This is a genomic window from Pseudomonas sp. B21128 (assembly GCF_044218865.1).
GTDB classification, from domain to species: Bacteria; Pseudomonadota; Gammaproteobacteria; order Pseudomonadales; family Pseudomonadaceae; genus Aquipseudomonas; species Aquipseudomonas iridis.
In genome coordinates, this window is the sequence record NZ_CP162590.1 from 4,700,187 (window position 1) to 4,723,152 (window position 22,966).

Consider the following 22,966-nt stretch of genomic DNA (forward strand, 5'->3'; position numbering starts at 1 on the left):
ATGTCGGTAGCACTTCCTGAATTTTGGCCGCCTGACACTGCGCCATCGCGAGCAGGCTCACTCCTACATGGCCCGTGGTATATCGGTTGTGGTCAGTACATATCACGCCTTGGACAGATCCATTCTGTATCCTGCCCCGGGGGCGCCCTCATGCATTGCCGCCTGAATTTCGGCGTACAACGCATTTGCCTCGGCGGTAGTGATTGATCGCGAACAATCGCGCAAAACCACATGTAAAAGCACATTCTCCTGCCCCGGTAGCAGTCCGAGCCGTTCGATAGCTTGTTCGGGTAGATCCACATACGGCCAACGTCCCTTTATCTGCATCTCCTCAATCCAGTCAACGCAATCCCCCGCCGCCTGCAACATCCTTTCGGTCAGCTCTTCCTCACTAAGACCTGGCATTATCGCCACTGATATATCCCGTGCAATTGAAGGCAGACGCGATACCGAAGTCCATGGATTCAGATCATGCATTTGCGCCTGCACGCGCGCGTTCTGATCGCGCAGCAAGCGAATATCAGGAATTCCTTTACGTAACATCGTCAGGCGATCCAGCCCCATCCCAAGCGCCAGCCCGCCATGTCGCAGCGGGTCAATGTTCAAACGTTCCAGCAAAGATTTCGCTATAAGGCCGCACTCAATGACCTCAATCGGCGTGCCATCCTTAAGCACGTTCACTTCGATTCCACCCTCGGTGTAGTGATGGGGGCTATCGCTGTAAACCCAGGATTTTTCGGGAACAGCAACGTTGAGAATATCGCCGATTAGACGCAGCAAATTTTCATGCGACGCCAAGTCTGGATCGCCCAGTACCCAGATATCCATTTGATGAGGCTCTGCACAATGCCAGCGATCCCGGCTATCACGCCTGAACGTTATTCCCGGCGCAGCTAACAAGACCGTCTGCCCCGGTTGTCGACCCTGAGCGGCCAATTTAAGCGCCGCGGGGATCTGGCTCGTGGTTTGGGTACGCAAGAGGGAATGCTCATCGACCCATCGCGTATGTTCGCTACCCAGCGTGGTCTCTTTCGGATCGTACCCAAGTAATCCGTAATTCTCCTCAGCGGAGACGATCCTTGGCCCCACTTGTAACTGCGCTCGAGGCCAGCCATTTTCGGCAAGCCCCAGAAGAACTTCATTGAGCAATAGCCGTACTGCGTGGTCAGGATGATTTTTTTCAGTTAAATCTTCCAACAGCAAAGCCTTGTGAACAGATGCTTCTGTCAGGTATTTCTTTGATACGTGCACTGTGCTTCCTCCGACCACGTTTCATATAAACCAAAAACCATAAATAAACATAACTACAAAAGACCTACCTTTCACAACAGCAAAAACCACTGACATCAAATTTTCAGATCGGTACTACAGCCGCCACCCATTCAAATAACCGAACCATGCACCCCCAACAAAACAGATAGATAAAATCATTCTTAAAAAATCAAATAAACCATTTAACACATCAAACAAATCAGGTACTAATTTATATCTCCCAAGCAGTGCTGGGAGTAAAAAACAAAAACTCAAAGAAGGAAAATCAAATGTGCATCGAAATAACCACCAACGAGAACCTCAAGCGAATTACTTCTGGACCTGAAAATTTCGGATGGGCCCCACTGGCTTGGGCGAATTCTGAAGATTAAACGAGAACAACGCGCGGCATCACTTACGCCGCGCGCCTTTCCATCAGGAGAGTTTCATGTCAACCTCAAACATGATATCGACGCTCTTCGGCCATGAGGAATTCTCCATCATCGCCGACTCAGCTGCTTTTCTCAGAGAATGTGCACTCCTGGGTTTCAAAACGGCTAATATTTTTGAGCTAACGAAACTACCAAAAAACACTATCGTTTTTTCATTTAGCAACCAAGCTGCCAGAGTAATGTTTCAAATCGCAGAAAACGCTGACAGGAAAAAAAGTATTTTCTGCGCGGCTCAAGTGTTCGAGCCTTCCGTGACTGCGGCAATGTACAGTTTAAGACTTCTACTCAGCAGCGATTTCGAACATTCCCTTTCGATGCAACGATCCGTGCTGAGCATGTTGAACTCCAATCAGAAGTTCTCCCTGCATGGTAATCATGCCGCTGCATCAGTTTCGATTCACTCTCACGCAAAGGCTTATGCGCTACTGGCCGAAGATATATCTGACAACTTTATCCAGTCGGTCGCGGAATTTTTTGAAGTCCACTACGCACATATGGACCCTAAGGAGCCCAGCCCATTTTCTTTTAACGGCACATTAAGAGTTGCAGGAATATTAGCGGTACAGAGAAAGCCAAACCCAACATTACCAGAGGGCTTGAAATCCTCACTTAGATGGCTAAGTGATCGCATAGCTCAAGAAGGTGCGACTATATCGATAAAGGACAACACCATAATTTCATTCAAGATAAACGACGAGGAGCAAATAAAACTCCTGGATCTTGCTGCCGGCAATCGAGGTCTGAAACTGACGGAATTTGCCATCGGGGTGAACCAAGCCATTGCGCCAGACATTGACTACAAAATGAATTCACAAATGAATGAAGGTATCAGCGGCGTTCATCTAGCAATTGGTGACGGTTCATCAGGCTTTCACATCGACTTTCTTAGTCCATCGGTATACGTAACTCCTTTGCACACAATATCCGAGCAGGCAAATGCGTGAACACACGCCTGCTCGTGCCCCGATATCAACTACGCTTCAACACCTGCTTATGCGCATACATCGCCCCGTCCGCATCGGCCAGCAACCGATCCACGGTTTCATGGCGCTGCGGGTCATATTCGATCTGGCCGACGCTGAAGCGGATGGCGTAGCCACGGTGGAGCGTGGCGTTGCGTTCTTCGAGTATTTCCTTGAGGCGTGCCATGACCGCCGTGGTTTCGATGTGGCTGGAGCCGGTCAGCAACGCGACAAATTCATCGCCGCCCAGGCGTCCGACCACATCGCTCTCACGAAAGGCGATGCGCAGCACGTCGGCGAAAGTCTTCAAGGCGTTGTCGCCCTCGGCATGGCCGTACAGATCGTTGATTTGCTTGAAGTCGTTGAGATCGAAAAACAGCAGCGTCGCCGGCCGTTTGAGCCGTGCGCAGGCGTCCAGGGCATGTTGAGCCAGCTGCTTGAAACCGCGGCGGTTGGACAGCAGCGTCAGCTCGTCCATGCTCGCCATTTGCACCGCCGTCAGCTCTTGCTCGGCCATTTCGGCCAGATCACGCAGCAGGGCACGCTCCTCGTCGTCGAGCTCACGGGGTTTGGTGTCGATCAGGCACAACGTACCCAGTTTGTTGCCAGTGGGCACGGTCAGCGGATAGCCGGCGTAAAAACGAATGTTCGGCTCGCCGGTGACCAACGGATTGTCATGGAAGCGCTCATCCTCGCGGGCATCGCGCACCAGCAGCAGGTCATCCTTGAGAATCGCGTGGCCGCAGAAGGAAACGTCCCTCGACGTCTCGGTAGCATCGAGCCCGACGCAGGACTTGAACCACTGACGGTCCTTGTCCACCAGCGTCACCAATGCAATCGGCACATTGAACAGGCGTTTGGCCAGCCGCGTGAGTCGGTCGAAACGCTCTTCGGGAGCCGAATCGAGAAGATTGAGGCCATGCAGCGCCTGGATGCGCGCCTCTTCGTTGGCAGGTTTTCGGGGAACCAGCATCACACACTCCATTGGCATCAGTGTTCCTAAGAGTAGCGCTAATTCTCCTCGGCCTCACCCCATCAACCACCCACCACCGGACATGGCCCCCCAGCATCGGCCCAGAGCTTGAACTGGTTCACGAATATGTCGTGCGGCACCGGCACTGGCGCGCGCCCTGCGCCGGGGTTCCAGCCCCAAAGCACCAGTTTATCCTCGCTGACATGTTTGATCAGCGCGGCGAAATCGCGGTCGCCATTGCTCGAACGGTCTTTGATCATCGCGCACAGCTTGTCCGGCGGCAGGCCGATCCAGGCCATTTTGTGCGCTGCTGGCGGCAGGCTCCAGTGCGGCGCCCCCGGAGGGGCATGGGGGCCGTAACTGGCCGGCGGATTGTTTTCAGCATGACAAGTGGCACAAGGCAAACCGGCGGCGCCCTTGCCGTCCATGCCGCGCACCACGCTCATCGCATGAGGAATGCCGGCGTCGAATTGCAGCGGCGAATCGCCGGGAATGTGGCAGTTCTGGCAGCGCGGGCTCTGGAATACCTTCTGCACCGTGCCGAAGGCTTTCAGGGCCTCCTGATCATCGGCGAACACATCCGCGGCATAGCCGCCCAGACCGACCAACACCATCGTTGCCAAGACCAGATGTCGTTTCATCTCATACCCCCGACAGTTGCAGCGGCAGTTCGCGCAGGCGTTGCCCGGTCAGGGCGTACACCGCGTTGGCCACCGCCGGTGCGGTCGGCGGCACACCGGCCTCGCCGATGCCGCCGGGTTTGTCGGTGCTGGGTACGATGTGCACCTCGACCACCGGCATTTCGTTAAGCCGCAGCACCTGATAATCGTGATAGTTGGACTGCACGACCGCACCGTCCTTGAGCGTGAGCTTGCTGTGCAGCGCCATGCCCAGACCGAAGGTGATGCACGATTCCATCTGCGCCGCGATGCTCTGCGGGTTGACCGCAATCCCACAGTCCACCGCACACACCACCCGATGCACGCGAATCGCCAGGTTGTCCTGGGACACTTGCGCGACCTGCGCCACATAACTGCCAAACGATTCGTGCACCGCGACACCCAAGGCATGGCCCTCTGGCAGCGGCGCTGTCCAGTTGGCCTTTTCCACCGCCAGATTGAGCACGCCCAGATGCCGCGGATGCTCCTTGAGCAATGTACGCCGGTATTCGACCGGGTCCTTGCCCGCCGCCGTGGCCATTTCGTCGATCAGCGATTCCATGACAAACGCCGTGTGGCTATGCCCCACCGAACGCAGCCACAGCACGTTGATCCCGGTCTGCGGCGAATGCAGATCGACCTGATGGTGGGCCAGACCTTTGACGTACGGACTGTCGCTGACACCTTCGACGGACGTCGGGTCGATGCCGTTCTTGACCATGGTCGCTTCCAGCAACGTGCCGGTCATGATCGACTGGCCGACCAGCACATGCTGCCAGCTCAGCGGCAGCCCATCCGCGCCAAGGCCGATTCGTGCCTGATGCAGGAACATCGAGCGGTAATAACCGCCGCGGATATCGTCCTCCCGCGACCACACGGTTTTCACCGGCAGACCCGCCGCTTTCGCCACTTGCACGGCTTCAGCGACAAAATCGGAAGTCGGATTGGCCCGGCGGCCAAACCCACCGCCGAGGAATTCCGTGTGGATCTCCACCTGCTCGGGCTTCAACCCGGTGATTTTTCCGGCAACCATTTGGTCGAGCGTCTGAAACTGCGTGCCCGTCCAGATTTCACATTTCTGCTCGCTGATTTTCACCGTGCAGTTCAACGGTTCCATCGGCGCATGCGCCAGATACGGCACGCTGTACTCGACGTCGATCTTCTTCGCCGCTTTGCTAAAGTTGCCCTTGGCATCACCGGCCTGACTGGCTGATGTGCCCGGTGTGGTGGCCAGTTTGCGAAAGCTCTCCAGTAGCTTTTCGCTGCTCAGATCCGCGTGAGGCCCCAGGTCCCAATCGACTTTCAGCGCATCGCGGCCCAGTTTCGCCGCCCAGTAATGCTCCGCAATCACCGCGACGCCACTCGGCACCTGCAGCACTTTATGTACCCCCGGGATCGCCAATGCTTGAGCGCCTTCGAAGGACTTGACCGTCGCCCCGAAAACCGGCGCACGCACGACCATGGCGGTCATCAAACCCTCGAATTGCACGTCCATGCCGAACTTGGCGCGGCCGGTGATTTTCTCCGGGGTATCGAGGCGTTTGGTTGGTTTGCCGATGACTTTCCAGTCCTTGGCCTCCTTGAACGTGATCGATTTCGGATCCGGTACCGGCAGTTGCCCGGCGGCGTCTGCCAGTTCGCCGTAGGTTGCGCGTTTATCGCCGGCAATCACCACACCCGATTCGGTGCGGATCGTCGAAGGCGCGACGTCAAAGCGCTTGGCCGCCGCTTCGACCAGCATCTGCCGGGCCGTTGCACCGGCCAAACGATAACGGTCGAACTCCATCCAGGTTGACGTCGAGCCGCCAGTAATCTGCATGCCGCCAAAAGCGGGCATGCCGTAATCCGCCGCCGACGCGGGGGAATGTTCGACACGGATGGTCGACCAGTCAGCGTCCAGTTCTTCGGCGATCAGCATGGTCAGGCCGGTCCAGATGCCCTGGCCCATTTCCGAATGCCCGAGCAGGACGGTGACGCTGTTGTCAGCGCCGATGCGCAGAAAGGCATTCGGCGCAAAGACTTTGCCCTCATTCTCCGCCGCCATGGCAAAGCGGTGGCCGGCGGGCACGGCAAACGCCACCACCAGACCGCCGCCCAACAGGGCACTGCCTTTAAGAAAACCCCGACGCGATACGGGACTGTTCATCGTTTAGCTCCCCCGTCAGCTTCAGCCGATCTCGGCCGCACGTTTGACCGCTGCGCGAATTCTTGGGTAAGTGCCGCAGCGGCAGATATTGCCGGAGAGCGCCTGATCGATATCGCTGTCGGTCGGTTTGGGGATTTTCGCCAGCAAGGCGGCGGCCGACATGATCTGCCCGGACTGGCAATAACCGCACTGCACCACATCGAGTTCGGCCCAGGCCTGCTGCACAGGGTGCGAGCCATCCGTGGACAAACCTTCGATGGTGAGGATTTTCTGCCCATGGGCGACGGCCGTGGCCGGGGTGATACAGGCACGCAACGGCGCACCATCGACATGCACGGTGCACGCGCCGCACTGCGCCATGCCGCAACCGAATTTGGTGCCGGTCAGGTGCGCGATATCGCGCAGGACCCAGAGCAACGGCATGTCCGCGGGGACATCGAGCGCTTGATCCTTGCCATTGATGTTCAAAGTCAGCATCGGGGTTTTCCTCAGACTCACGGTGTTCTGAAGGGGCGTTGCTGCGGCCGTGAAGCCTGCGCGCGCCTCGGGTTATCCCTTTCAGCAAAGCCTAATTTGCGCCTCAAGCCAGCCGTGGCGACCACCGGTCGTGCACATGTCGGCTTTAATCCTACAGTTGATAACGGCTCGCACTGCGCCGCCAGAGGAACACTCGTACCAGCGAACCGATTCGCGAGCAGCTCGCGGATTGCCCTCCATATGTGTCAGGAGTAGCGAACATGGGATTTGTCACCACCCAAGATGGCGTCGACATTTTCTACAAGGACTGGGGTCCGAAGGACGCCCCGGTCATCCACTTTCACCATGGCTGGCCGCTCAGCTCCGATGACTGGGATGCACAGATGCTGTTCTTTCTGGGGCAAGGCTTTCGGGTGATTGCCCATGATCGCCGTGGCCATGGACGTTCGAGCCAGGTCTGGGACGGTCACGACATGGATCACTACGCCGATGATGTCCTGGCGGTGGTCAACCATCTGGGCGTGAAAAAAGCCGTGCACGTCGGCCACTCCACCGGCGGCGGTGAAGTCATCCACTACATCGCCCGCCATGGCCAGGACAAAGTCCTCAAAGCCGCGATCATCAGCGCGGTACCACCGCTGATGGTCAAGACCGAGAGCAACCCGGGTGGTTTGCCGATATCGGTGTTCGATGATTTGCAAGCGCAACTTGCGGCCAATCGTGCGCAGTTCTATCGCGATGTGCCGAGCGGCCCGTTCTACGGCTACAACCGACCGGGGGCCAAGGCGCAGGAAGGTGTCATCGCCAACTGGTGGCGTCAGGGCATGATGGGCGGCGCGAAGGCGCATTACGACGGCATCGTAGCGTTCTCGCAGACCGATTTCACTGAGGATTTGAAGCGCGTGACGGTGCCGGTGCTGGTGATGCATGGCGAAGATGACCAGATTGTTCCCTATGAGAACTCGGCGCCTTTGTCGGCGAAATTGCTGCCAAAGGGCACGTTGAAGTCGTATCCGGGATTTCCGCACGGGATGCCGACGACTGAGGCGGCGACGATTAATGCAGATTTGTTGGCGTTTATTCGCGGGTGATCATTACGCGAGCCATACACCCGACCCTGTGGGAGCTGGCTGCCAGCGATGGCATCGGGTCAGGCCTTATCGATGTCGAGGCTGCCGGCCTCATCGCTGGCAAGCCAGCTCCCACAGGGCATGGGTCGAGATTGGCTAACTGTCAGGCCGCCATCGCGAGCAGGCTCGTGCACTCAGTGAAAAATGGCCTCTTGAGTGGTAGAAGCGCAGGCGGTCGGCTTTGGGTCTTGTGGTGTGCTCGCCCCTCACCCCAGCCCTCTCCCGAGGGAGAGGGGGCCGATATCTGGGCTTTTCAACACTTGAGTTCGACTCGGTGTCCCACGTCGGTGTAGCTCTCGCCAACACCACGGTCAGTCCCCTCTCCCTTTGGGAGAGGGTTAGGGTGAGGGTCGGCTTTTGGCTGTTTAAAGATGTGAAGACGGCGCATACCGCTCTTGATCTTGTCCAGCGGCGCCGTCACGCACTAGTCTTCGGAACGCCCATCACTCTCGCGATCCCGCTCGTAATGGTGGGCAAGAGGAAGCGCCGGCAACCAGGACTCGCGCCGAACAGTCCAAAGCTCATAAGTGGGTTTGAATTGATCAGGCTGATCAAGCGATCCCACGTTCACCTCTACTTCGTCAGCCGAATGCGTAAACACGGGAGAACCACAGCGTGGGCAAAAAAACCGCCCGTTGTAGTCACGCGTTTCGCCGGTAAACGTCACTGCGCTGGCAGGAAAAATCGCCGAGACGTGAAACAACGCTCCGTGGCGTTTCCGGCAGTCGAGACAATGACAAAGTCCCACGCGGTAAGGTTGCCCTGAAGCTTCGAAGCGAATGTCGCCGCATAGGCAGCCGCCCGTGAATCGGTCCATGGTGGATCTCCTCTGTTCACCCATGTGTACCGTGCGTAAACACATTCCCGCACGCCAGTTTAATCGATCTACGGCCCCCCCCATCGACGAAGGACTGACTACGCTGTTAATCCAGCATGTCTTGCCTGCCGAGGACGACTGCCATGCAACGCTTTCAAAAACTCACCCCGTGCCTGTGGTTCGACAATCAGGCTGAAGCCGCCGCGAGGTTCTACTGCTCGATCTTCGATCAGGCGAAAATCACCGGCCGGACTGCAGACTGCAACGAGCCTTTACCGGCCGGAGCTAATACACTCGGGCGCTGGCCTGCCGGGAAGGACGATGATGAAACACGCTGCCGCCAAAAACCCTGAAAAAGCCCCGCGTTTCTGGCGTGATGAGGCCCTGCCGTTCATCGAGGCGCGGGCCATCGCCGATGGTCGCGAGGTGTGCTACGCGCGGCATTCCCACGCGCATTTTTCCATTGGTGCGATCACTGCCGGGCGCAGCACGTATGTGCATGAGCACGCCCGGTTCGAGGTCGCTGCCGGCACTGTGGTGCTGATGAATCCTGGCGATGTGCACGCGTGTAATCCGATCGATGATCAGCCGTGGTCGTACCTGATGCTGTATGTCGAGACACCTTGGCTGACTGATCTGCAACACCAATTGGGTTTCGGCGAGGAGCTTGAGTTTCGCCGGTTTGCGACCACCCATGTCAACGATGCCAGCCTGTTCGACGACCTCAACGATTTGTATGAAATCCTCGTCGACCACCAGCAGGATGCCCTGCGCAAACAGAGCGCAGCGGTGGAGTTTTTCACCGATCTGCAATTACGCCTGAACCCGGCACAACAGCCGGTGCGCGAGCCGAATTTCAAGCTGGAACGTGCCGCCGACTACATCCGTGAACACTGCACCGATCTGCTGAGTCTGGATGACATTTGCCGCGCCGCGCAGCTGTCACCGTCCTACCTGATCCGCGCCTTCAAGCAACATTTCGGCATGACGCCGCATGCTTTTGTGGTCAACCAACGTATTCAGTTCGCTCGTGAGCGATTACGCAACGGGCAGTTGATTGCCGATGTGGCGCTGGAGGCGGGGTTTGCCGATCAGGCGCATTTCCAACGAGCGTTCAAACAGCATCTGGCGGCGACGCCCGGCCAGTATCGCGGCTGACGCGGTATCACAAGCGACCGTCCCCCCTGTGGGAGGGAGCTTGCTCCCACAGAGGAATGGGAGGATTTCAAGGCAACAACAGATAAACCGCACTCACGACCAACAACCCCGCCATCAGCCGATTGAACAGGCGCATCCCCGCCGGATTGCCCAGATACCCACGCAAAAACGTCCCGGCATAGACCCAGCAGCCCACCGACACATAGCAGATCACCAGATACACCGCCGCAAACTGCCAAACCAACCTTGCCTCGCCATCAGCAACAAACGCGCCCATGCCGGCGACGCAGGCCAGCCAGGCCTTCGGATTGAGCCATTGCATGACGGCGCCATAGAGCATGGATGGGGCACGCCCCGAGTCGCCGGCATTCAGTTGCCCGTCATCGGTCGCAAGCTTCCAGGCCATGAACAGCAGAAACGCCACCCCGGCCAGTTGCACCACGCGGGTCATGAATGGCCAGAGCTTGAGGATTTCGTGCAGACCCAGTCCCATCAGCACCAGCAACAGCACAAACCCCAACGTCGCCCCGGCGACATGCCGCTGACTGGCGCGAAAGCCGAACTGCGCACCGGAGCTCAGCGCCACGATGTTGACCGGGCCGGGGGTAATGGACGCGGCCAGAGCAAACGCCGCCATCGAAAGAACAAGACTCATCTCACACCTGCTTCAAAACGAGGAACAAGGTGCTCACGGTAACCAGCGCCTGGTCCCCGGTATTGAAGAAAATCACCCTGACAGCGCAAATCCCCTGTGGGAGCGAGCCTGCTCGCGAAGGCGTCAGATCAGCGGACATCTTTTCTAGATGACCCACCGCATTCGCGAGCAAGCGCGCTCCTACAGATTCCGCGCAGTCCAGTTGAATCAGTCCAGCCGCGGCACGGTGAAACGGAACTCGCTGCCCTGCCCCGGCTCACTGTCGGCGAAGATCCGGCCGCCATGCGCTTCGACGATGCCTTGGCTGATGTACAAACCCAGGCCGGTGCCAGTTGGATTACCTTCTTTCACCGTCCAGTAACGGTCGAACACGTGAGGCAGATGTTCCTTGGGAATGCCTTCGCCGCTGTCGCGCACGATGAAGACGATTTCATTGCCGACGGATTTGGCGTGCACGCCAACCGAACCCAGGCGCGGGGTGAATTTGATGGCGTTGCCCACCAGGTTCGACAACACCTGAAACAGCCGCTCCGGGTCGGCATGGATGCGCAGATCGGGATCAGCCGCGAAGGAAATGCTGATGTCCTTGTCCAGTGCCAGCGGCGCGAGCAAGGCTTGCGCCTCTTCGAACATCTGACTGACGTCGAGTTTCTGCGGTGTGATGCTGTAACGCCCGGCGTCGATCTTGGAGGTATCGAGCAAGTCTTCCAGCAGCGTATTCATCCGCCCGGCCGCCTGTTGCATGGTGTCGATGGCCGTGGAGATTCGCCGCGAGGTGTGCGGGCCGTCGGAGCTGAACGCTTTCTGCATCATGCCGCAGAGCATCGAAATAACCGTCATTGGATTGCGCAGATCGTGGGAAACCACCGCCACCAGTTCATCGCGAGCACGCACGGCCTCCTGCTCACGCCGTACCTGACGGGCCAGATCGTTTTCCAGCGCCGAACGACGCAAATCGTTGGCCGCAAACAAGTCGCCATGGCTCCACTTGGCGGAAATCCCGGCCATCTCGACCTTCCAGATTTCGAACGAGGTGCGCGGACGCAGGCGCATGCCCGCATCAGAATTTTCCAGATCCAGCGGCTTGCGCGGATCGCCGCTCCAGTTGATGTTTTCTTTCACTTCCGCACGGAACCACAGCACGCCGTTGTCCACCGGTTTCGGCAGGCTCATGGCAAGTACGCCGCTGGCCACTTGGGGAAACTGCGCGGCGGGTGGATAAACGCTGGCCAGATGGTGACTGGCGAACACCGGCTCAGCGCTGTCCTGCAACCATTTGTGCAGAGCGCGGATGTCTTCCGGTTCCGGGCAGTTGCCGTAACGATGCAACTGCTTGTCTTCAATGATTGCGACACCGCCGGCATTGGCCAGCGCCATCAGAACCTGTGGCTGATTGGCCAGGCCGTCGAAGACATTTTGCGGCGAATCGATCATGGCCTGATTGAGCAGCGCCAGCGCTTCGACCTTCTCTTCACGTTGGCGACTCACCTCCAGCGCCTCCATCGCGCTGATTTGCAGCGACAGCACCTGGCCGATGGTCTGGCACGCGATGCGCAACTCATGCGGTACATGCAGCGGCTGACGGTTGCCGCAACTGATCAGGCCCCAAAGCTTGTCACCCTTGAGCAGGGAAATACTCATCGACGACAGCACGCCCATGTTCTTCATGTATTGGCAGTGAATCGGTGAAACGCTGCGCAGGGTCGCGAAACTCAAATCCAGCGGCGTCTGCGTATCCGGACGCAACTTCGGCACCAGCGGCACCGGTTGATAGTCGGCGTTGGGGATGATGCGCAGCCAGTTTGTGCGATACAACTCGCGCGCCTGCTCGGGAATATCCGAGGCCGGGAAGAACAGGCCGTTGAAGACTTCCATCGACGGATCGGACGCTTCGGCGATGACCTGGCCGTGGCCCTCCTCTTCGAAACGATAGATCAGCACCCGGTCGTAACCGGTCATCGCCTGGATTTCCTTGACGCTGATGTCGTACAGCGCCTGCAAAGTGGTGGCCGCTTGCAGACGCTGGAGCATGCGCCCCAGGTTTGTCTGATTGCCGGCGACGTTGCGCGGCTGGAAGTTTTCGACGTGAATCTCCAGCTCAAGAATCAACACGCCCTGATGTCGATGCAGCAACCCCTCGAACGCGGTGCCATTGAGGTGGAGGTACAACCGCGGCGCGTCGAAGAATGCCGCTTGCTGCAAGGCTTCACGCACCTGTGCTGTGTGCACTTCACCCAGCAAATCCACCAATGGCTGGCCAATTAACGCCTCTGGCGCACGGTCCAGCAGGGTTTCGACGTTGGCGCTGACCTGAATGATCTCGAGCGCCGGCTCGCTCAACGTCAGCAGCAACCCGTGGGGCTGGATTGCGCCGGGGAAGCGGATCGGCTCGTCAGCACAGTTGGCCAGCAGCTCTTCAAAATCTTTCTTGTCTTGCGGGTTCATGCCAATACCTCCTGGCAATCGAGCCAGCGCTCGAAGCAACTGAATGTGGTTTGCGCCGCGATCACAACGGCTTCGCGCTCATCGGCGGTCATAGGGCGATTGCCCAGGTATTCGATAAATTCGCGCCAGCGACGGCCGGTGGCAGCGCCGTAGACATCGAGGAAGGCAGCGCCGTTGTCTGATTCAAGGCCCAACCGTGCGGAGATTTCTCGACGCAGGATCTGTCCGCCGAGGGTTGCGCCTTCGAGCACGTACAGCACCCCCAGGCACGCGGCGCTCGAATCAATCACGGGCAACTGATCGCAGATCGGCAGGTTTTCCAGCGAAGCGGGCGCTAACCCCAACGCTTGCAGATCGCCGCGCAATGTCGAGGTTTTGAGGCGTGGCGTCAGGTCGAAATCGTCGGGGACTGAACCACTGCGCTGCAATGCGTTTTCCAGCGGGATATAGAAGCCGTAATAGGCCGCTATCAAACGCTTGAAAGCAGGTAAATCGAGCGTATCGGAGAAAAAAGGAAGGCGTTTTTCCAGTGCGATGTGCAGTTCGGCCGTGCCGGTCCGCAGATCTTGCAGCACCGGTGGCACATAAACCTCACGGGCCTTTGCTTGCATGTATGTCGCTCTTGGTGAGGCCGCCTGGGGCCATTCGGGGTGTAAAAATGTCGCGTGAAATTTTACACGTCAAACGACATTTCTGACCGCACAGATCGTTTTTTCAGACGAAACCACGGCCCTCGGACATTTCAGAGTTCCTTCTGACGCAAAAAGTTCGACCGATCTGATGCGCCTGGGGTTGCTGTACCGCGACAGCACCGCCTGACTGGATGGGCCTGAGAAGCGGGCTTAAGTCTGCGACGGACCTTTGAGTTCGACCTGATTGCCATCCGGGTCGAAACAATACAGCGACAAGCCGTTGCCCTCGGCACCAAAGCGGGTAGCGGCCTTTTCAACGCTAAGGCCATGCGCCCGCAAGTGCTCGATCAGCGCTGCTTCATCGAATGGCTCAATGCGCAGGCAGAAGTGATCGACATTGCGCCGCTCGGCACCCGCCGCGCCGCCACCCTGACGGCCGAGTTCGCCTTGAAGGTCGACCAGATCGATCATCGACGTCCCGGCGCGCAAATGCACCAGCCCCAGCGGTTCGTTGAATTTGACCACTTCGGCCCCGAACACCTGACCGTAGAAATCGATGCTGCGTTGCAGATCCGCGACGCGCAGGACGATGTGATCAATGTGCTGAATTACAAACGGATGCATGGGCAAACCTCAACAAACTCTAGGAGCTGCCGCAGGCTGCGGCAGCCCCTACAATAGTTCAGCGTTCGCCGGAATTCATTGTCGATTTTTCGGTGGAGCCATCGAGAATCTGGTTTTACTCTCACCCCATGAACATACAAACCGCTGCCCTGCCGCCCCACGCCGAGATGGTTCGCGCCATGCTCGAACGCGACACTGCCTATGAAGGCGTGTTCTTCACGGCCGTGAAAACCACCGGCATCTTTTGCCGTCCCAGTTGCACGGCGCGCAAACCGAAACCGGAGAACGTCGAGTTCTTCGCCCACGCCGATGAATGCATGACCGCCGGTTACCGCGCCTGCCTGCGCTGCAAACCGCTGGACGCGGCGGCCATTGCGCCGGACTGGGTACAGCGTTTGCTCGCGGCCGTCGACGCTGACCCCGAGCTGCGCTGGAGCGATGCGCAATTGCTCGCCGAAGGCATTGAGCCGCTGAAGCTGCGGCGCTGGTTCCAGCAGCACTTCGGCATGACGTTCCACGCCTGGCTGCGCACCCGGCGCCTGGGCATGGCGCTGGGCGGGATCAAGCAAGGCACTTCGATCGACCACGCAGCGTTCGATTCCGGGTATGAATCGCTTAGCGGGTTTCGCGATGCTTTCCAGAAGTCATTCCACATCACCCCGGGCCGCACCGCCCACAGTGAACCGCTGTTGTTTACCCGACTGACCACGCCGCTGGGGCCGATGATCGCGATGGCTGAGCAACGCGGTCTGGTGTTGCTGGAGTTCCTCGACCGGCCGGCATTGACCCGGGAAGTCGAGGAATTGCAAAACCGCTATGGCTACGTGGTCGCGCCGGGGCATAACGCGCATTTGCAGCAGATCGAGCGTGAACTGGCGCAGTATTTCGCCGGCCGGTTGACCGCGTTTACCGTCGCCTTGCACCTGCCCGGCAGCGAGTTCGCCCGGCAAGTCTGGTCGGCCCTGCAGCAAATCCCTTACGGTCACACCAGCACCTACGGCGCCGTTGCCGCAGGCTTGGGCAAACCCGGCGCCAGTCGCGCGGTGGGCCTGGCCAACGGTCAAAATCGTCTATCGATTGTCGTGCCATGTCATCGGGTGATCGGCGCGGACGGCTCGCTCACCGGCTATGGTGGAGGTCAGCCGCGCAAGGCGTTCCTGTTGAGGCTGGAAAACGCCGCTGTGCAACTCACGCAGCAACTGGCTTTCTGACGACTTGAATCGACTTATAAAAAAGGGATTTAGATGAACGCCTGCAACACTCGGATTGATTTCGACAGGGCAATCAATCGCCCGGGCTGTCAGCGTGCCTGACGCTTATAAAGCGGCCAGCTCATTCCTCGCAGCGCTTGATGCCGACTGGCAACGACACATCGCCGCGGTCGGCCCTTGCCTGCATCAACCGCATCCGGCGCGCGATCCGTACGAATCGCTGGTGCGGGCGATTGCCTATCAGCAACTGCATGCCAAGGCTGGAGATGCGATTGTCGGTCGGTTGGTCGGGTTGTTTCCCGGGCAATCGTTTCCACGACCGGAGCAAATCCTCGAAACCGGGTTTGATCACCTGCGCAGCTGTGGGTTTTCGGCGGGCAAGATTGCGACGATTCAGGGGATCGCCCAGGCGACGCTGGATGGCGTAGTGCCGGATTACGCCACGGCTTTGGCGATGGATGATGAAGCGCTGATCGAGCGGTTGGTCAGCCTGCGCGGGGTCGGGCGCTGGACGGTGGAGATGTTGTTGATTTACAGCCTTGAGCGGATGGATATCCTGCCGGCGGATGATTTTGGCGTGCGCGAGGGGTATCGGCGGTTGAAGGGGTTAGAGGTGCAGCCGACGCGTAAGCAGATGGTTGAGATTGGTTTGGGCTGGAGTCCGTATCGGACGGCGGCGGCTTGGTATTTGTGGCGGGTGCCGAAACTGCTGCCCTCACCCTAACCCTCTTCCAGAGGTAGAGGGGACTGACTGGGGGATATTGAAGCGTTACGCCGACGTGGCCGATGTTGTGGGAATCCATAATCGACTCGATTTTTCAGGTCGATGTTTGACGCAAGACAACTCGGTCGGCTCCCTCTCCCTCCGGGAGAGGGTTGGGGTGAGGGACTGCTGTATCGCACTGTATCCAGCCCCGCCGCAGACATACCAAGTCCACTATTCCCCACCCAGGCGACACATCGCCGACACACTCGAACGCTCAAATCACCCGGTCGATCCCACTCACCCGATCCACCGGAGATTCCCCATGACCACCACCCTCTCAAGCGCCGTCAAAGGCTTGCACCTGAACCTTGACCGCGCCGGTGCCTGGCTGGCGCCGCTGACCCTGCGCGTGTTTATCGCCTGGGAATTTTTCGAGTCGGGGCTCGAGAAGTTCAACGGGCAGAACTGGTTTGAAGACATTCAGGACAAATTTCCGTTTCCCTTCGATCACCTGCCGGCGACGCTGAACTGGGAACTGTCGATGTGGGCCGAACTGATCTGCGCCTTGGCGATTCTTATCGGTTTCGGCACGCGAATTTCGGCCATTTCGCTGATCGTGGTGACCGTCGTCGCCACCGCTGCCGTGCATTGGCCCGCCGACTGGTCGTCATTGAGTGAACTGGCGCAGGGTTACGCGATCACCAACAAAGGCTTCGGCAACTTCAAGCTGCCGGCGATTTACCTGGCCGCTTTGGTGCCGCTGGTGCTCGCCGGCGCCGGCCAGTTGAGCATCGATGCGTGGCTGGCGCGGGTGTGGTGGAATCGCCGCGACCGCTGAAGCTCAACGCGCGCGATCCAGGCCCACCAACAAGGCACTGTCACGGCTGTAGATGTCTGGCGAATAACGCACATGACCGGCGCTGTCGACCTGCGCCGTCCAGTAGGTCATCAGGATCGGCACCGGCGCCGACAAGCGAAACTCATGGGTGGCGCCGGTGGCGAGCAAGGTGTCGGTGCGCGCCTTTTCCGCAGGGCTGAGCAGCAAATCGCGCAGTTGCAGCGGGTGCTCGACCCTGACGCAGCCTGAGCTGAACGCCCGCGGCCCTTTTTCGAACAGCGCCTTGCTCGGCGTGTCATGCAGATACACCGAGAACGGATTGGGGAAGCGAATGACCATCTGCCCCAACGGGTTACGTGGCCCCGCGTCCTGGCGCAAAAGGATGTTGCCGGGGTGGTCCCAGTCGATGTCTGCGGCCGCCAACGGCTGACCGTTGGCATCCAGCACTTGCAGATTATGCCGACTGAGGAAGGTCTGGTCCTTGCGGATTTCCGGCAGTTTGTCTTCCTTCCAGATGGTTGGCGGCACGGTCCAGGTCGGGTTCAGCGTCAGGCGCGTGACGCGGGATTTGAGCAGCGGCGTCTGGCGCTCGGCACGGCCGACCTGGGTGCGCGTCTGCCACACCGGTTCGCCGCCCTGATACAAGGTCAATTCCGCCGCTGCGACGTTGACCACCAAACCATCGGGTTCCATGTCCTGGGCCAGCCAACGGAAACGTTCAAGGTTGACCCGTAGTTGTTCACGGCGGGTCAGCGGGCTGATGTTGAGTTCGGCAATCGTCCCCGGCCCGACCACACCGTCAGCCTGCAACGAATGATTGGCCTGGAAGCTTTTCACCGCGTCCACCAACGCGCCTGCGTAAACAGTGTCGGTGGTGCCGACCGCGTGGCTCAGATAGCCTTCGCTGTACAAGCGCTGGGCCAGTTCCGGCACGCGTTTGTCTTCCATCGAGGGGCGCAACAGCGGCCCGCTGCCCACCGACTGCCATTTCGGCAAGGCTGTAAGGCGTTGCGCGGCATAGAGCTGGCGCAGTTTCTGATATTGCGCCAGACGCGGACGGGCCAGGTCAAACGCCGCCGGAATGTCATGCATGCCCGGCACGGCTATCGCCAGCAATTCGGCCTGACGGTCATGCTGAGTGTCATCGGCATGCCACAACGGCTCGAAGTGTGATTGCAGGAGACGGCCGTAATGCAGATCCTGCAGGGCTTGCAGGTAATAGCGGCTGATATCGATATCGGCGCACAACTCGCCATCCTGTGGCGCGTTCACCGCGACCGGATAGCGTTGCGGGCTGAGGCCATCGTCGGCCAACAACGGCAATTGCGACTGCAAAGCCTGCAATCGTCCCGATTCGCTGGTCCAGACCGGCATCCATTCCTGCTGCTGATAGAAGGCCTGCAACTGTTGCAATGACGGGCCGCTGAGCTGCTTTGCAAGCGCCGGGCAGGTCTGTGGCAGACCGATCAATACGGCATGCAATGGACTTTGCAACTCGACCGGCATTTCGGCAGGAGACGTCGGCAGTGTCTGCAATGGCGGCAGTGATTCATCGGCACAAGCGACAAACGGCGCTGCGAGCAAACAAATGCTCAAGTAGCATGCGTACTTTTTGAACAACTGCTTTACTCCAATCCATGGCCACCTTGATGATGGCCAACCTTACATCAGGTGCGCTGAACAGTCAGGCTCGAACTTCGGGCTTGCAGGTTACGACTGGACGTCAGGAGCCAAAGTGCCAAATAAGTAGCCAGTTGAGGACACTTTATAAATGTTGACGTATTTGCGCCGACTTCTGCTGACCACCGCGACCCTTGTCGCCGTGAGCAGTCCAGCTTTTGCCGCCGGCAACCCATCGCCGGTTCTCTTCACCAGCCTCGCCCACGCTGCACCAGAACTCAATCCCCAGGCGCTGAAAGGTGCCTTGAGCGCCATGCAATGTGCGGTCAACAGCGGAGCCAAGCCGTCCCGTCACCTGGCGATCATCGACTATTCGCAACCGTCCACCGAACGCCGACTGTGGATCTTTGACCTCAACCGGAAAAAACTGGTACTGCGCGATCTGGTCGCCCACGGTTCCAACTCCGGGGAAAACTTCGCCACCCAGTTTTCCAATGTCGAAGGCAGCTATCAGTCCAGCCTCGGCCTGTTCCGCACCCAGGAAAGCTACAGCGGCACTCATGGTTACTCGCTGCGCATGGATGGTCTGGAACCCGGCTTCAATGATCTGGCGCGTGATCGCGCTATCGTCATTCACGCCGCCGATTACGTGAATCCGTTGTGGAGCAAGCGTCAGGGCCGCATCGGTCGCAGCCAGGGCTGCCCGGCCGTCCGCCCACAGATTGCGAAGCAGGTGATCGACAAACTGAAGAACGGCCAGTTCATGTTCTCGTGGTACCCGGATCAGCGCTGGTTGCGGAAGTCGCCGTATCTCAACTGCCAGCCGCAGCAGGTGGCGAGCATCATCAGTACCCACGCCAGCTAAGAGAAACACCACAAAACCCTGTAGGAGCGGTGTGCCCCCCGCACTGCGAAAACCAGCTGTGGGCGCTGGCTTGCCAGCGATGGCGGTGGGTCAGTCAACATCAATGTCGACTGTGCCGACCCCATCGCTGGCGAGCCAGCTCCCACAGGGATTAGTGGTGTCCACAAATTTTCGGCCCAAACAGATCCCCTGCTGGCGAGAGCGGCGTCTCAGTCACCGGTTGTTTTCGCTGTGCCGACGTCATCGCGAGCAGGCTCGCGCCTGTCGTTGATCTGCATTCGGCTGATGATCAGGGCCATGACCATCAATGCCGTGCCCACACCGAAGGTGATGTGCATGCCACTGCCGATGACGCCGGCAGGCGCTTGTGTCGGGTTACCGGTGGCCACGGCAAACACCGCGCCCATCGCCGCCGCGCCCGTGATCAACCCCAGATTGCGAGCCAGCCCGAGCAGCGCCGAGACCACGCCGCGCTGGTCCTGACTGACCGCCGCCATCAGCCCGGTATTGTTGGCCGCCTGGAACAGCGCGTAACTGCCGGCGATCACCGTCATCGGCAACACGTAAGCAGGCAATCCGAAACTCATCGGCAGCAGCGCCAATAACCCGCAACCACAAACCATCCCCAGCAAGGCGCCCGGCACCACCCGCTGTGCGCCGAAACGATCGACCAGCCGTCCGGCCGGCACGCCACCGAGCGCAGCCAGCAACGGCCCAACCGACAACACCAGCCCCACCACGGTGTGGCTGAGACCCAAACCGCGACTCAGGTAAAACGGCCCGACCACCAGCGTGGTCATCATCACGGTCGTCACCAGCAATGTCAGCGCCAGGCTGCCGCTCAGGCGCAGATCGGCGAACAGTGACAGGCGAATCAGCGGTGCCCTGGCTTTCATCTCGACCACGATGAACAATCCCGCGCCGCACAGGCTGATCAACAGCAACCTCAGCGTGAAACCTTCAAGTGTCATCGCCAGCGCATAGGTCGCCAGCGTCAACACCAGCACCCCGCTGCCGAGGTAATCAAACGCAACTCGCGACCCTGCGGCCCGATCTGCCGGCAGATAGCGGTACACGAGCCATGCATTGAGCAGTCCCAGTGGCACGTTGAGTAAAAATATCGACTGCCAGCCAACATGCGCCATCAACAACCCACCCAGCGACGGACCGAGGGTGGTGCCGGTGGCCGACATCGTTGCCAGCAACCCCATCGCACTGCCCGCTCGCGTTTTGGGCACCGCATCGGCCACCAGTGCGACCGTCAACGCAAACATGATCGCTGCGCCAACGCCTTGCACCGCCCGCGCGCCGATCAGCCAGCCTAGCCCCGGCGCCAGCGCGCAAAACAATGAAGCACTGGTGAAAATGCCTATCCCGATCAACAGCAATCGCCGCCGACCCAAGCCATCGCCCAGACGTCCGACGCTGACAATCAACGTGGTGATTGCCAGCAGGTACGCCAGAACAATCCATTGCACCTGTTGGAACGTCGCATCAAACGCCGCCGCCAGTGTTGGCAACCCGGCGTTGGCGATGCTGGTGTCCAGCGACGGCATCAGCATCGACAGCGCCAGACTGGTCAGCGCCCAGCGGGCATGGGTGTTGAGGAGTTGTCTGGGCATGGTGTGCTCACTGTACAAAGGACCTGCGCCATAGCCTGAGCCTCGACAATACAAGGCGCAAGACGCATGCTTTGCACTCAATACCTGCATGGAACGCCATGTCATGACCACGCCGGATCTGAACCTGTTGATCACCCTCGACGTGCTGCTGCGTGAAGGCAGCGTCGCCCGCGCCGCCAAATGCCTGCGGCTGAGCCCTTCGGCCATGAGTCGTGCCCTGGCCCGACTGCGCGAAACCACCGCAGATCCTTTGCTGGTGCGCGCCGGTCGAGGCTTGGTGCCAACGCCGCGCGCGCTGCAATTGCGCGAACGGGTCAGTCACCTGGTGCAGGAAGCCGAGGCGGTTTTGCGCCCCGCGCAAGTGCTTGATCCCGCCCGGTTACAACGCACCTTCACCTTGCGCAATACCGACGGGTTTGTTGAAACCTTCGCCGCCGCCCTGCTCGCCCGCATTGCCGCCGAGGCGCCCAACGTGCGCCTGCGTTTTGTGCAGAAAGCCGACAAGGACAGCACGCTGCTGCGCGAAGGCCGGGTGGATCTTGAGACGGGTGTCGTCGACGACAGCACCGACCCGACGCTGCACAGCCGTATCCTGTTTCACGATCACTGGATCGGTGTGGTACGTGAGGGCCATCCCTTGAGCGCAGGCAAGGTCAGCGCCAAACGCTTAGCCTCCGGCCAGCATATTCTGGTGTCAAGGCGCGGACGCAGCAGCGGCCCGGTAGACGAAGCGCTACTCGCGTGCGGACTGACACGGGACATCGTCACGTCGTTCGGCGGGTTTTCGGCGGCACTGACGCTGGTTCGTGAATCCGACCTGATTGCCACCGTCCCGGAACGTCACACCAGCAAACTGCGCACGGGCCTGCACAGTTTCGAGCTGCCATTGAAGATGCCGCAGATCAGCGTGTCGATGCTCTGGCATCCGCGCATGGATGCCGATCCGGCGCATCGCTGGTTGCGCGATTGTGTGCGGGAAGTCTGCGCCTAACGCGCATCGCCGCCAGCGGGTTTATAAAAGAGGAATTTTTTCGTCTCGGCGGTTTTCCGGTATTCCCTGGCCCAACTCGGGTGGACGTTGCGGTCGTGGAAATACAACCCGCCGTTGGTGCGATCCTTGAGCTGACGGTTCAGCGCCCTGCCGGCAACTTCCTTGGCGAGCGCGTATTCGGCGTCTTCCTTGACCTGATCCGGACGCCCGTCACACCACCAGGAAAACTGGCAGCTCCTGGTTTCCGAACCTTGCTTGACCACGGCGCACACCGTGTCTGGAAAACCTTCATGGCCGAGGCGATTCATCACCACACTGGCCACGGCCTCCATTTCCGGCGTGTCCTTGCCTTTGGCTTCCCAGTAGATGCTGCGTGCCAGACACGTGATCGGATCATCCAGCGGCGCGGCGCCGGCAGGGTCTACTGCCTGTACTTCCTTCGGGGTGATCGCCTCGGATTTCGGCGCCGGTGCCGCGCTGACTTTATCGGCGGCTTTTTCTTCCAGCACCTGGGCCTTCTCTTCAGCCTTGGCTTTGATCGGCGCTTGATCGGTGGCCCAGGCAGCACTGACCAATAGGGTGAATGCGAAACAGCCAGCCAACCATTTCAATCCCATGTTAATTCTTCCGGCAGGGCCCGGTGCGGGCAAGGTGTTACGTCGGGGAGACGCCCGGATCCCGGGGTCTTGGCTGAGTGTAGACGGCTAAATCAACCGCAGCGTTCCGTAGAAA

The 22,966-nt window shown here is 59.3% G+C and carries 21 protein-coding genes and 1 pseudogene; 9 read left to right on the forward strand and 13 right to left on the reverse strand.

The features are described from left to right. Positions 1 to 102 precede the first annotated feature (102 nt). Complete coding sequence (locus tag AB4P91_RS21050) at positions 103 to 1,251, reverse strand: hypothetical protein (protein ID WP_395603582.1); 1,149 nt, start codon at positions 1,249 to 1,251, stop codon at positions 103 to 105. Positions 1,252 to 1,699: 448 nt separating this feature from the next. Here AB4P91_RS21050 and AB4P91_RS21055 point away from each other — a divergent pair, with 448 nt between their 5' ends. Then, on the forward strand, positions 1,700 to 2,647 hold the full coding sequence (locus AB4P91_RS21055; RefSeq protein WP_150595444.1) for a hypothetical protein: 948 nt from the start codon (positions 1,700 to 1,702) through the stop codon (positions 2,645 to 2,647). A gap of 25 nt (positions 2,648 to 2,672) precedes the next feature. Here the strand turns inward: AB4P91_RS21055 and AB4P91_RS21060 are convergent, their stop codons facing one another. From AB4P91_RS21060 to AB4P91_RS21075, 4 genes are all read right to left on the reverse strand, one after another. Continuing rightward, entirely contained in the window at positions 2,673 to 3,638 is a 966-nt protein-coding gene (locus AB4P91_RS21060) for a diguanylate cyclase (protein ID WP_150595445.1), read from the reverse strand. 62 nt (positions 3,639 to 3,700) lie between these two features. Then, the gene (locus tag AB4P91_RS21065; protein ID WP_395603583.1) at positions 3,701 to 4,279 is read right to left on the reverse strand and encodes a hypothetical protein; all 579 of its coding nucleotides are present in this window, start codon (positions 4,277 to 4,279) and stop codon (positions 3,701 to 3,703) included. Position 4,280: 1 nt separating this feature from the next. Continuing rightward, positions 4,281 to 6,443 (reverse strand): molybdopterin cofactor-binding domain-containing protein, encoded by a 2,163-nt coding sequence (locus AB4P91_RS21070; RefSeq protein WP_395603584.1) that lies wholly within the window; start codon positions 6,441 to 6,443, stop codon positions 4,281 to 4,283. A 21-nt stretch (positions 6,444 to 6,464) separates the two neighbouring features. Next, entirely contained in the window at positions 6,465 to 6,920 is a 456-nt protein-coding gene (locus AB4P91_RS21075) for a (2Fe-2S)-binding protein (RefSeq protein WP_395603585.1), read from the reverse strand. Positions 6,921 to 7,180: 260 nt separating this feature from the next. Between AB4P91_RS21075 and AB4P91_RS21080 the strand changes: the two genes are divergently transcribed. After that, positions 7,181 to 8,011, forward strand: a complete 831-nt coding sequence (locus AB4P91_RS21080) for an alpha/beta fold hydrolase (RefSeq protein WP_395603586.1) — start codon at positions 7,181 to 7,183, stop codon at positions 8,009 to 8,011. A gap of 463 nt (positions 8,012 to 8,474) precedes the next feature. Here AB4P91_RS21080 and AB4P91_RS21085 read toward each other — a convergent pair whose 3' ends face one another. Next, on the reverse strand, positions 8,475 to 8,867 hold the full coding sequence (locus tag AB4P91_RS21085; RefSeq protein WP_395603587.1) for a GFA family protein: 393 nt from the start codon (positions 8,865 to 8,867) through the stop codon (positions 8,475 to 8,477). Positions 8,868 to 9,010: 143 nt separating this feature from the next. On the opposite strand from AB4P91_RS21085, the pseudogene AB4P91_RS21090 reads away from it, so the two are divergent. Further along, a pseudogene (locus AB4P91_RS21090) lies at positions 9,011 to 9,121 on the forward strand (VOC family protein); the annotation flags it as partial. Between the two features lie 70 nt (positions 9,122 to 9,191). Next, the gene (locus AB4P91_RS21095; protein ID WP_395604989.1) at positions 9,192 to 10,025 is read left to right on the forward strand and encodes an AraC family transcriptional regulator; all 834 of its coding nucleotides are present in this window, start codon (positions 9,192 to 9,194) and stop codon (positions 10,023 to 10,025) included. 67 nt (positions 10,026 to 10,092) lie between these two features. Here AB4P91_RS21095 and AB4P91_RS21100 read toward each other — a convergent pair whose 3' ends face one another. The 4 genes from AB4P91_RS21100 to AB4P91_RS21115 all read right to left on the reverse strand — a co-directional run bounded on the left by AB4P91_RS21100 (position 10,093) and on the right by AB4P91_RS21115 (position 14,381). Then, entirely contained in the window at positions 10,093 to 10,680 is a 588-nt protein-coding gene (locus tag AB4P91_RS21100; RefSeq protein WP_150596630.1) for a LysE family translocator, read from the reverse strand. A 207-nt stretch (positions 10,681 to 10,887) separates the two neighbouring features. Then, positions 10,888 to 13,125 (reverse strand): ATP-binding protein, encoded by a 2,238-nt coding sequence (locus AB4P91_RS21105; protein WP_395603588.1) that lies wholly within the window; start codon positions 13,123 to 13,125, stop codon positions 10,888 to 10,890. Next, a complete protein-coding gene (locus tag AB4P91_RS21110; RefSeq protein ID WP_395603589.1) occupies positions 13,122 to 13,736 on the reverse strand; it encodes a biliverdin-producing heme oxygenase in 615 nt (204 codons plus the stop codon). The genes AB4P91_RS21105 and AB4P91_RS21110 overlap by 4 nt, the downstream gene beginning before the upstream one ends. Positions 13,737 to 13,967: 231 nt before the next feature. Then, entirely contained in the window at positions 13,968 to 14,381 is a 414-nt protein-coding gene (locus tag AB4P91_RS21115) for a VOC family protein (protein ID WP_150595453.1), read from the reverse strand. A 128-nt stretch (positions 14,382 to 14,509) separates the two neighbouring features. On the opposite strand from AB4P91_RS21115, the gene AB4P91_RS21120 reads away from it, so the two are divergent. From AB4P91_RS21120 to AB4P91_RS21130, 3 genes are all read left to right on the forward strand, one after another. Next, positions 14,510 to 15,592 (forward strand): bifunctional transcriptional activator/DNA repair enzyme AdaA, encoded by a 1,083-nt coding sequence (locus AB4P91_RS21120; protein ID WP_395603590.1) that lies wholly within the window; start codon positions 14,510 to 14,512, stop codon positions 15,590 to 15,592. A gap of 94 nt (positions 15,593 to 15,686) precedes the next feature. Next, positions 15,687 to 16,316, forward strand: a complete 630-nt coding sequence (locus tag AB4P91_RS21125) for a DNA-3-methyladenine glycosylase family protein (RefSeq protein ID WP_395603591.1) — start codon at positions 15,687 to 15,689, stop codon at positions 16,314 to 16,316. A gap of 304 nt (positions 16,317 to 16,620) precedes the next feature. Next, a complete protein-coding gene (locus tag AB4P91_RS21130) occupies positions 16,621 to 17,136 on the forward strand; it encodes a DoxX family protein (RefSeq protein WP_150595456.1) in 516 nt (171 codons plus the stop codon). A gap of 3 nt (positions 17,137 to 17,139) precedes the next feature. On the opposite strand, the gene AB4P91_RS21135 is transcribed toward AB4P91_RS21130, so the two are convergent. Next, positions 17,140 to 18,756, reverse strand: coding sequence for a murein L,D-transpeptidase (locus AB4P91_RS21135; protein WP_395603592.1), 1,617 nt, complete (start codon positions 18,754 to 18,756; stop codon positions 17,140 to 17,142). 151 nt (positions 18,757 to 18,907) lie between these two features. On the opposite strand from AB4P91_RS21135, the gene AB4P91_RS21140 reads away from it, so the two are divergent. Further along, positions 18,908 to 19,621, forward strand: a complete 714-nt coding sequence (locus AB4P91_RS21140) for a murein L,D-transpeptidase catalytic domain family protein (RefSeq protein ID WP_150595458.1) — start codon at positions 18,908 to 18,910, stop codon at positions 19,619 to 19,621. Between the two features lie 209 nt (positions 19,622 to 19,830). Here AB4P91_RS21140 and AB4P91_RS21145 read toward each other — a convergent pair whose 3' ends face one another. Continuing rightward, positions 19,831 to 21,243, reverse strand: a complete 1,413-nt coding sequence (locus tag AB4P91_RS21145; protein ID WP_395603593.1) for an MFS transporter — start codon at positions 21,241 to 21,243, stop codon at positions 19,831 to 19,833. Positions 21,244 to 21,346: 103 nt separating this feature from the next. Here AB4P91_RS21145 and AB4P91_RS21150 point away from each other — a divergent pair, with 103 nt between their 5' ends. After that, positions 21,347 to 22,234: a LysR family transcriptional regulator gene (locus AB4P91_RS21150; protein WP_395603594.1), complete on the forward strand. Its 888-nt coding sequence runs from the start codon at positions 21,347 to 21,349 to the stop codon at positions 22,232 to 22,234. On the opposite strand, the gene AB4P91_RS21155 is transcribed toward AB4P91_RS21150, so the two are convergent. Further along, entirely contained in the window at positions 22,231 to 22,851 is a 621-nt protein-coding gene (locus tag AB4P91_RS21155; RefSeq protein ID WP_395603595.1) for a cell wall hydrolase, read from the reverse strand. The two genes, AB4P91_RS21150 and AB4P91_RS21155, sit on opposite strands and share 4 nt — an antisense overlap. Positions 22,852 to 22,966: the final 115 nt, after the last annotated feature.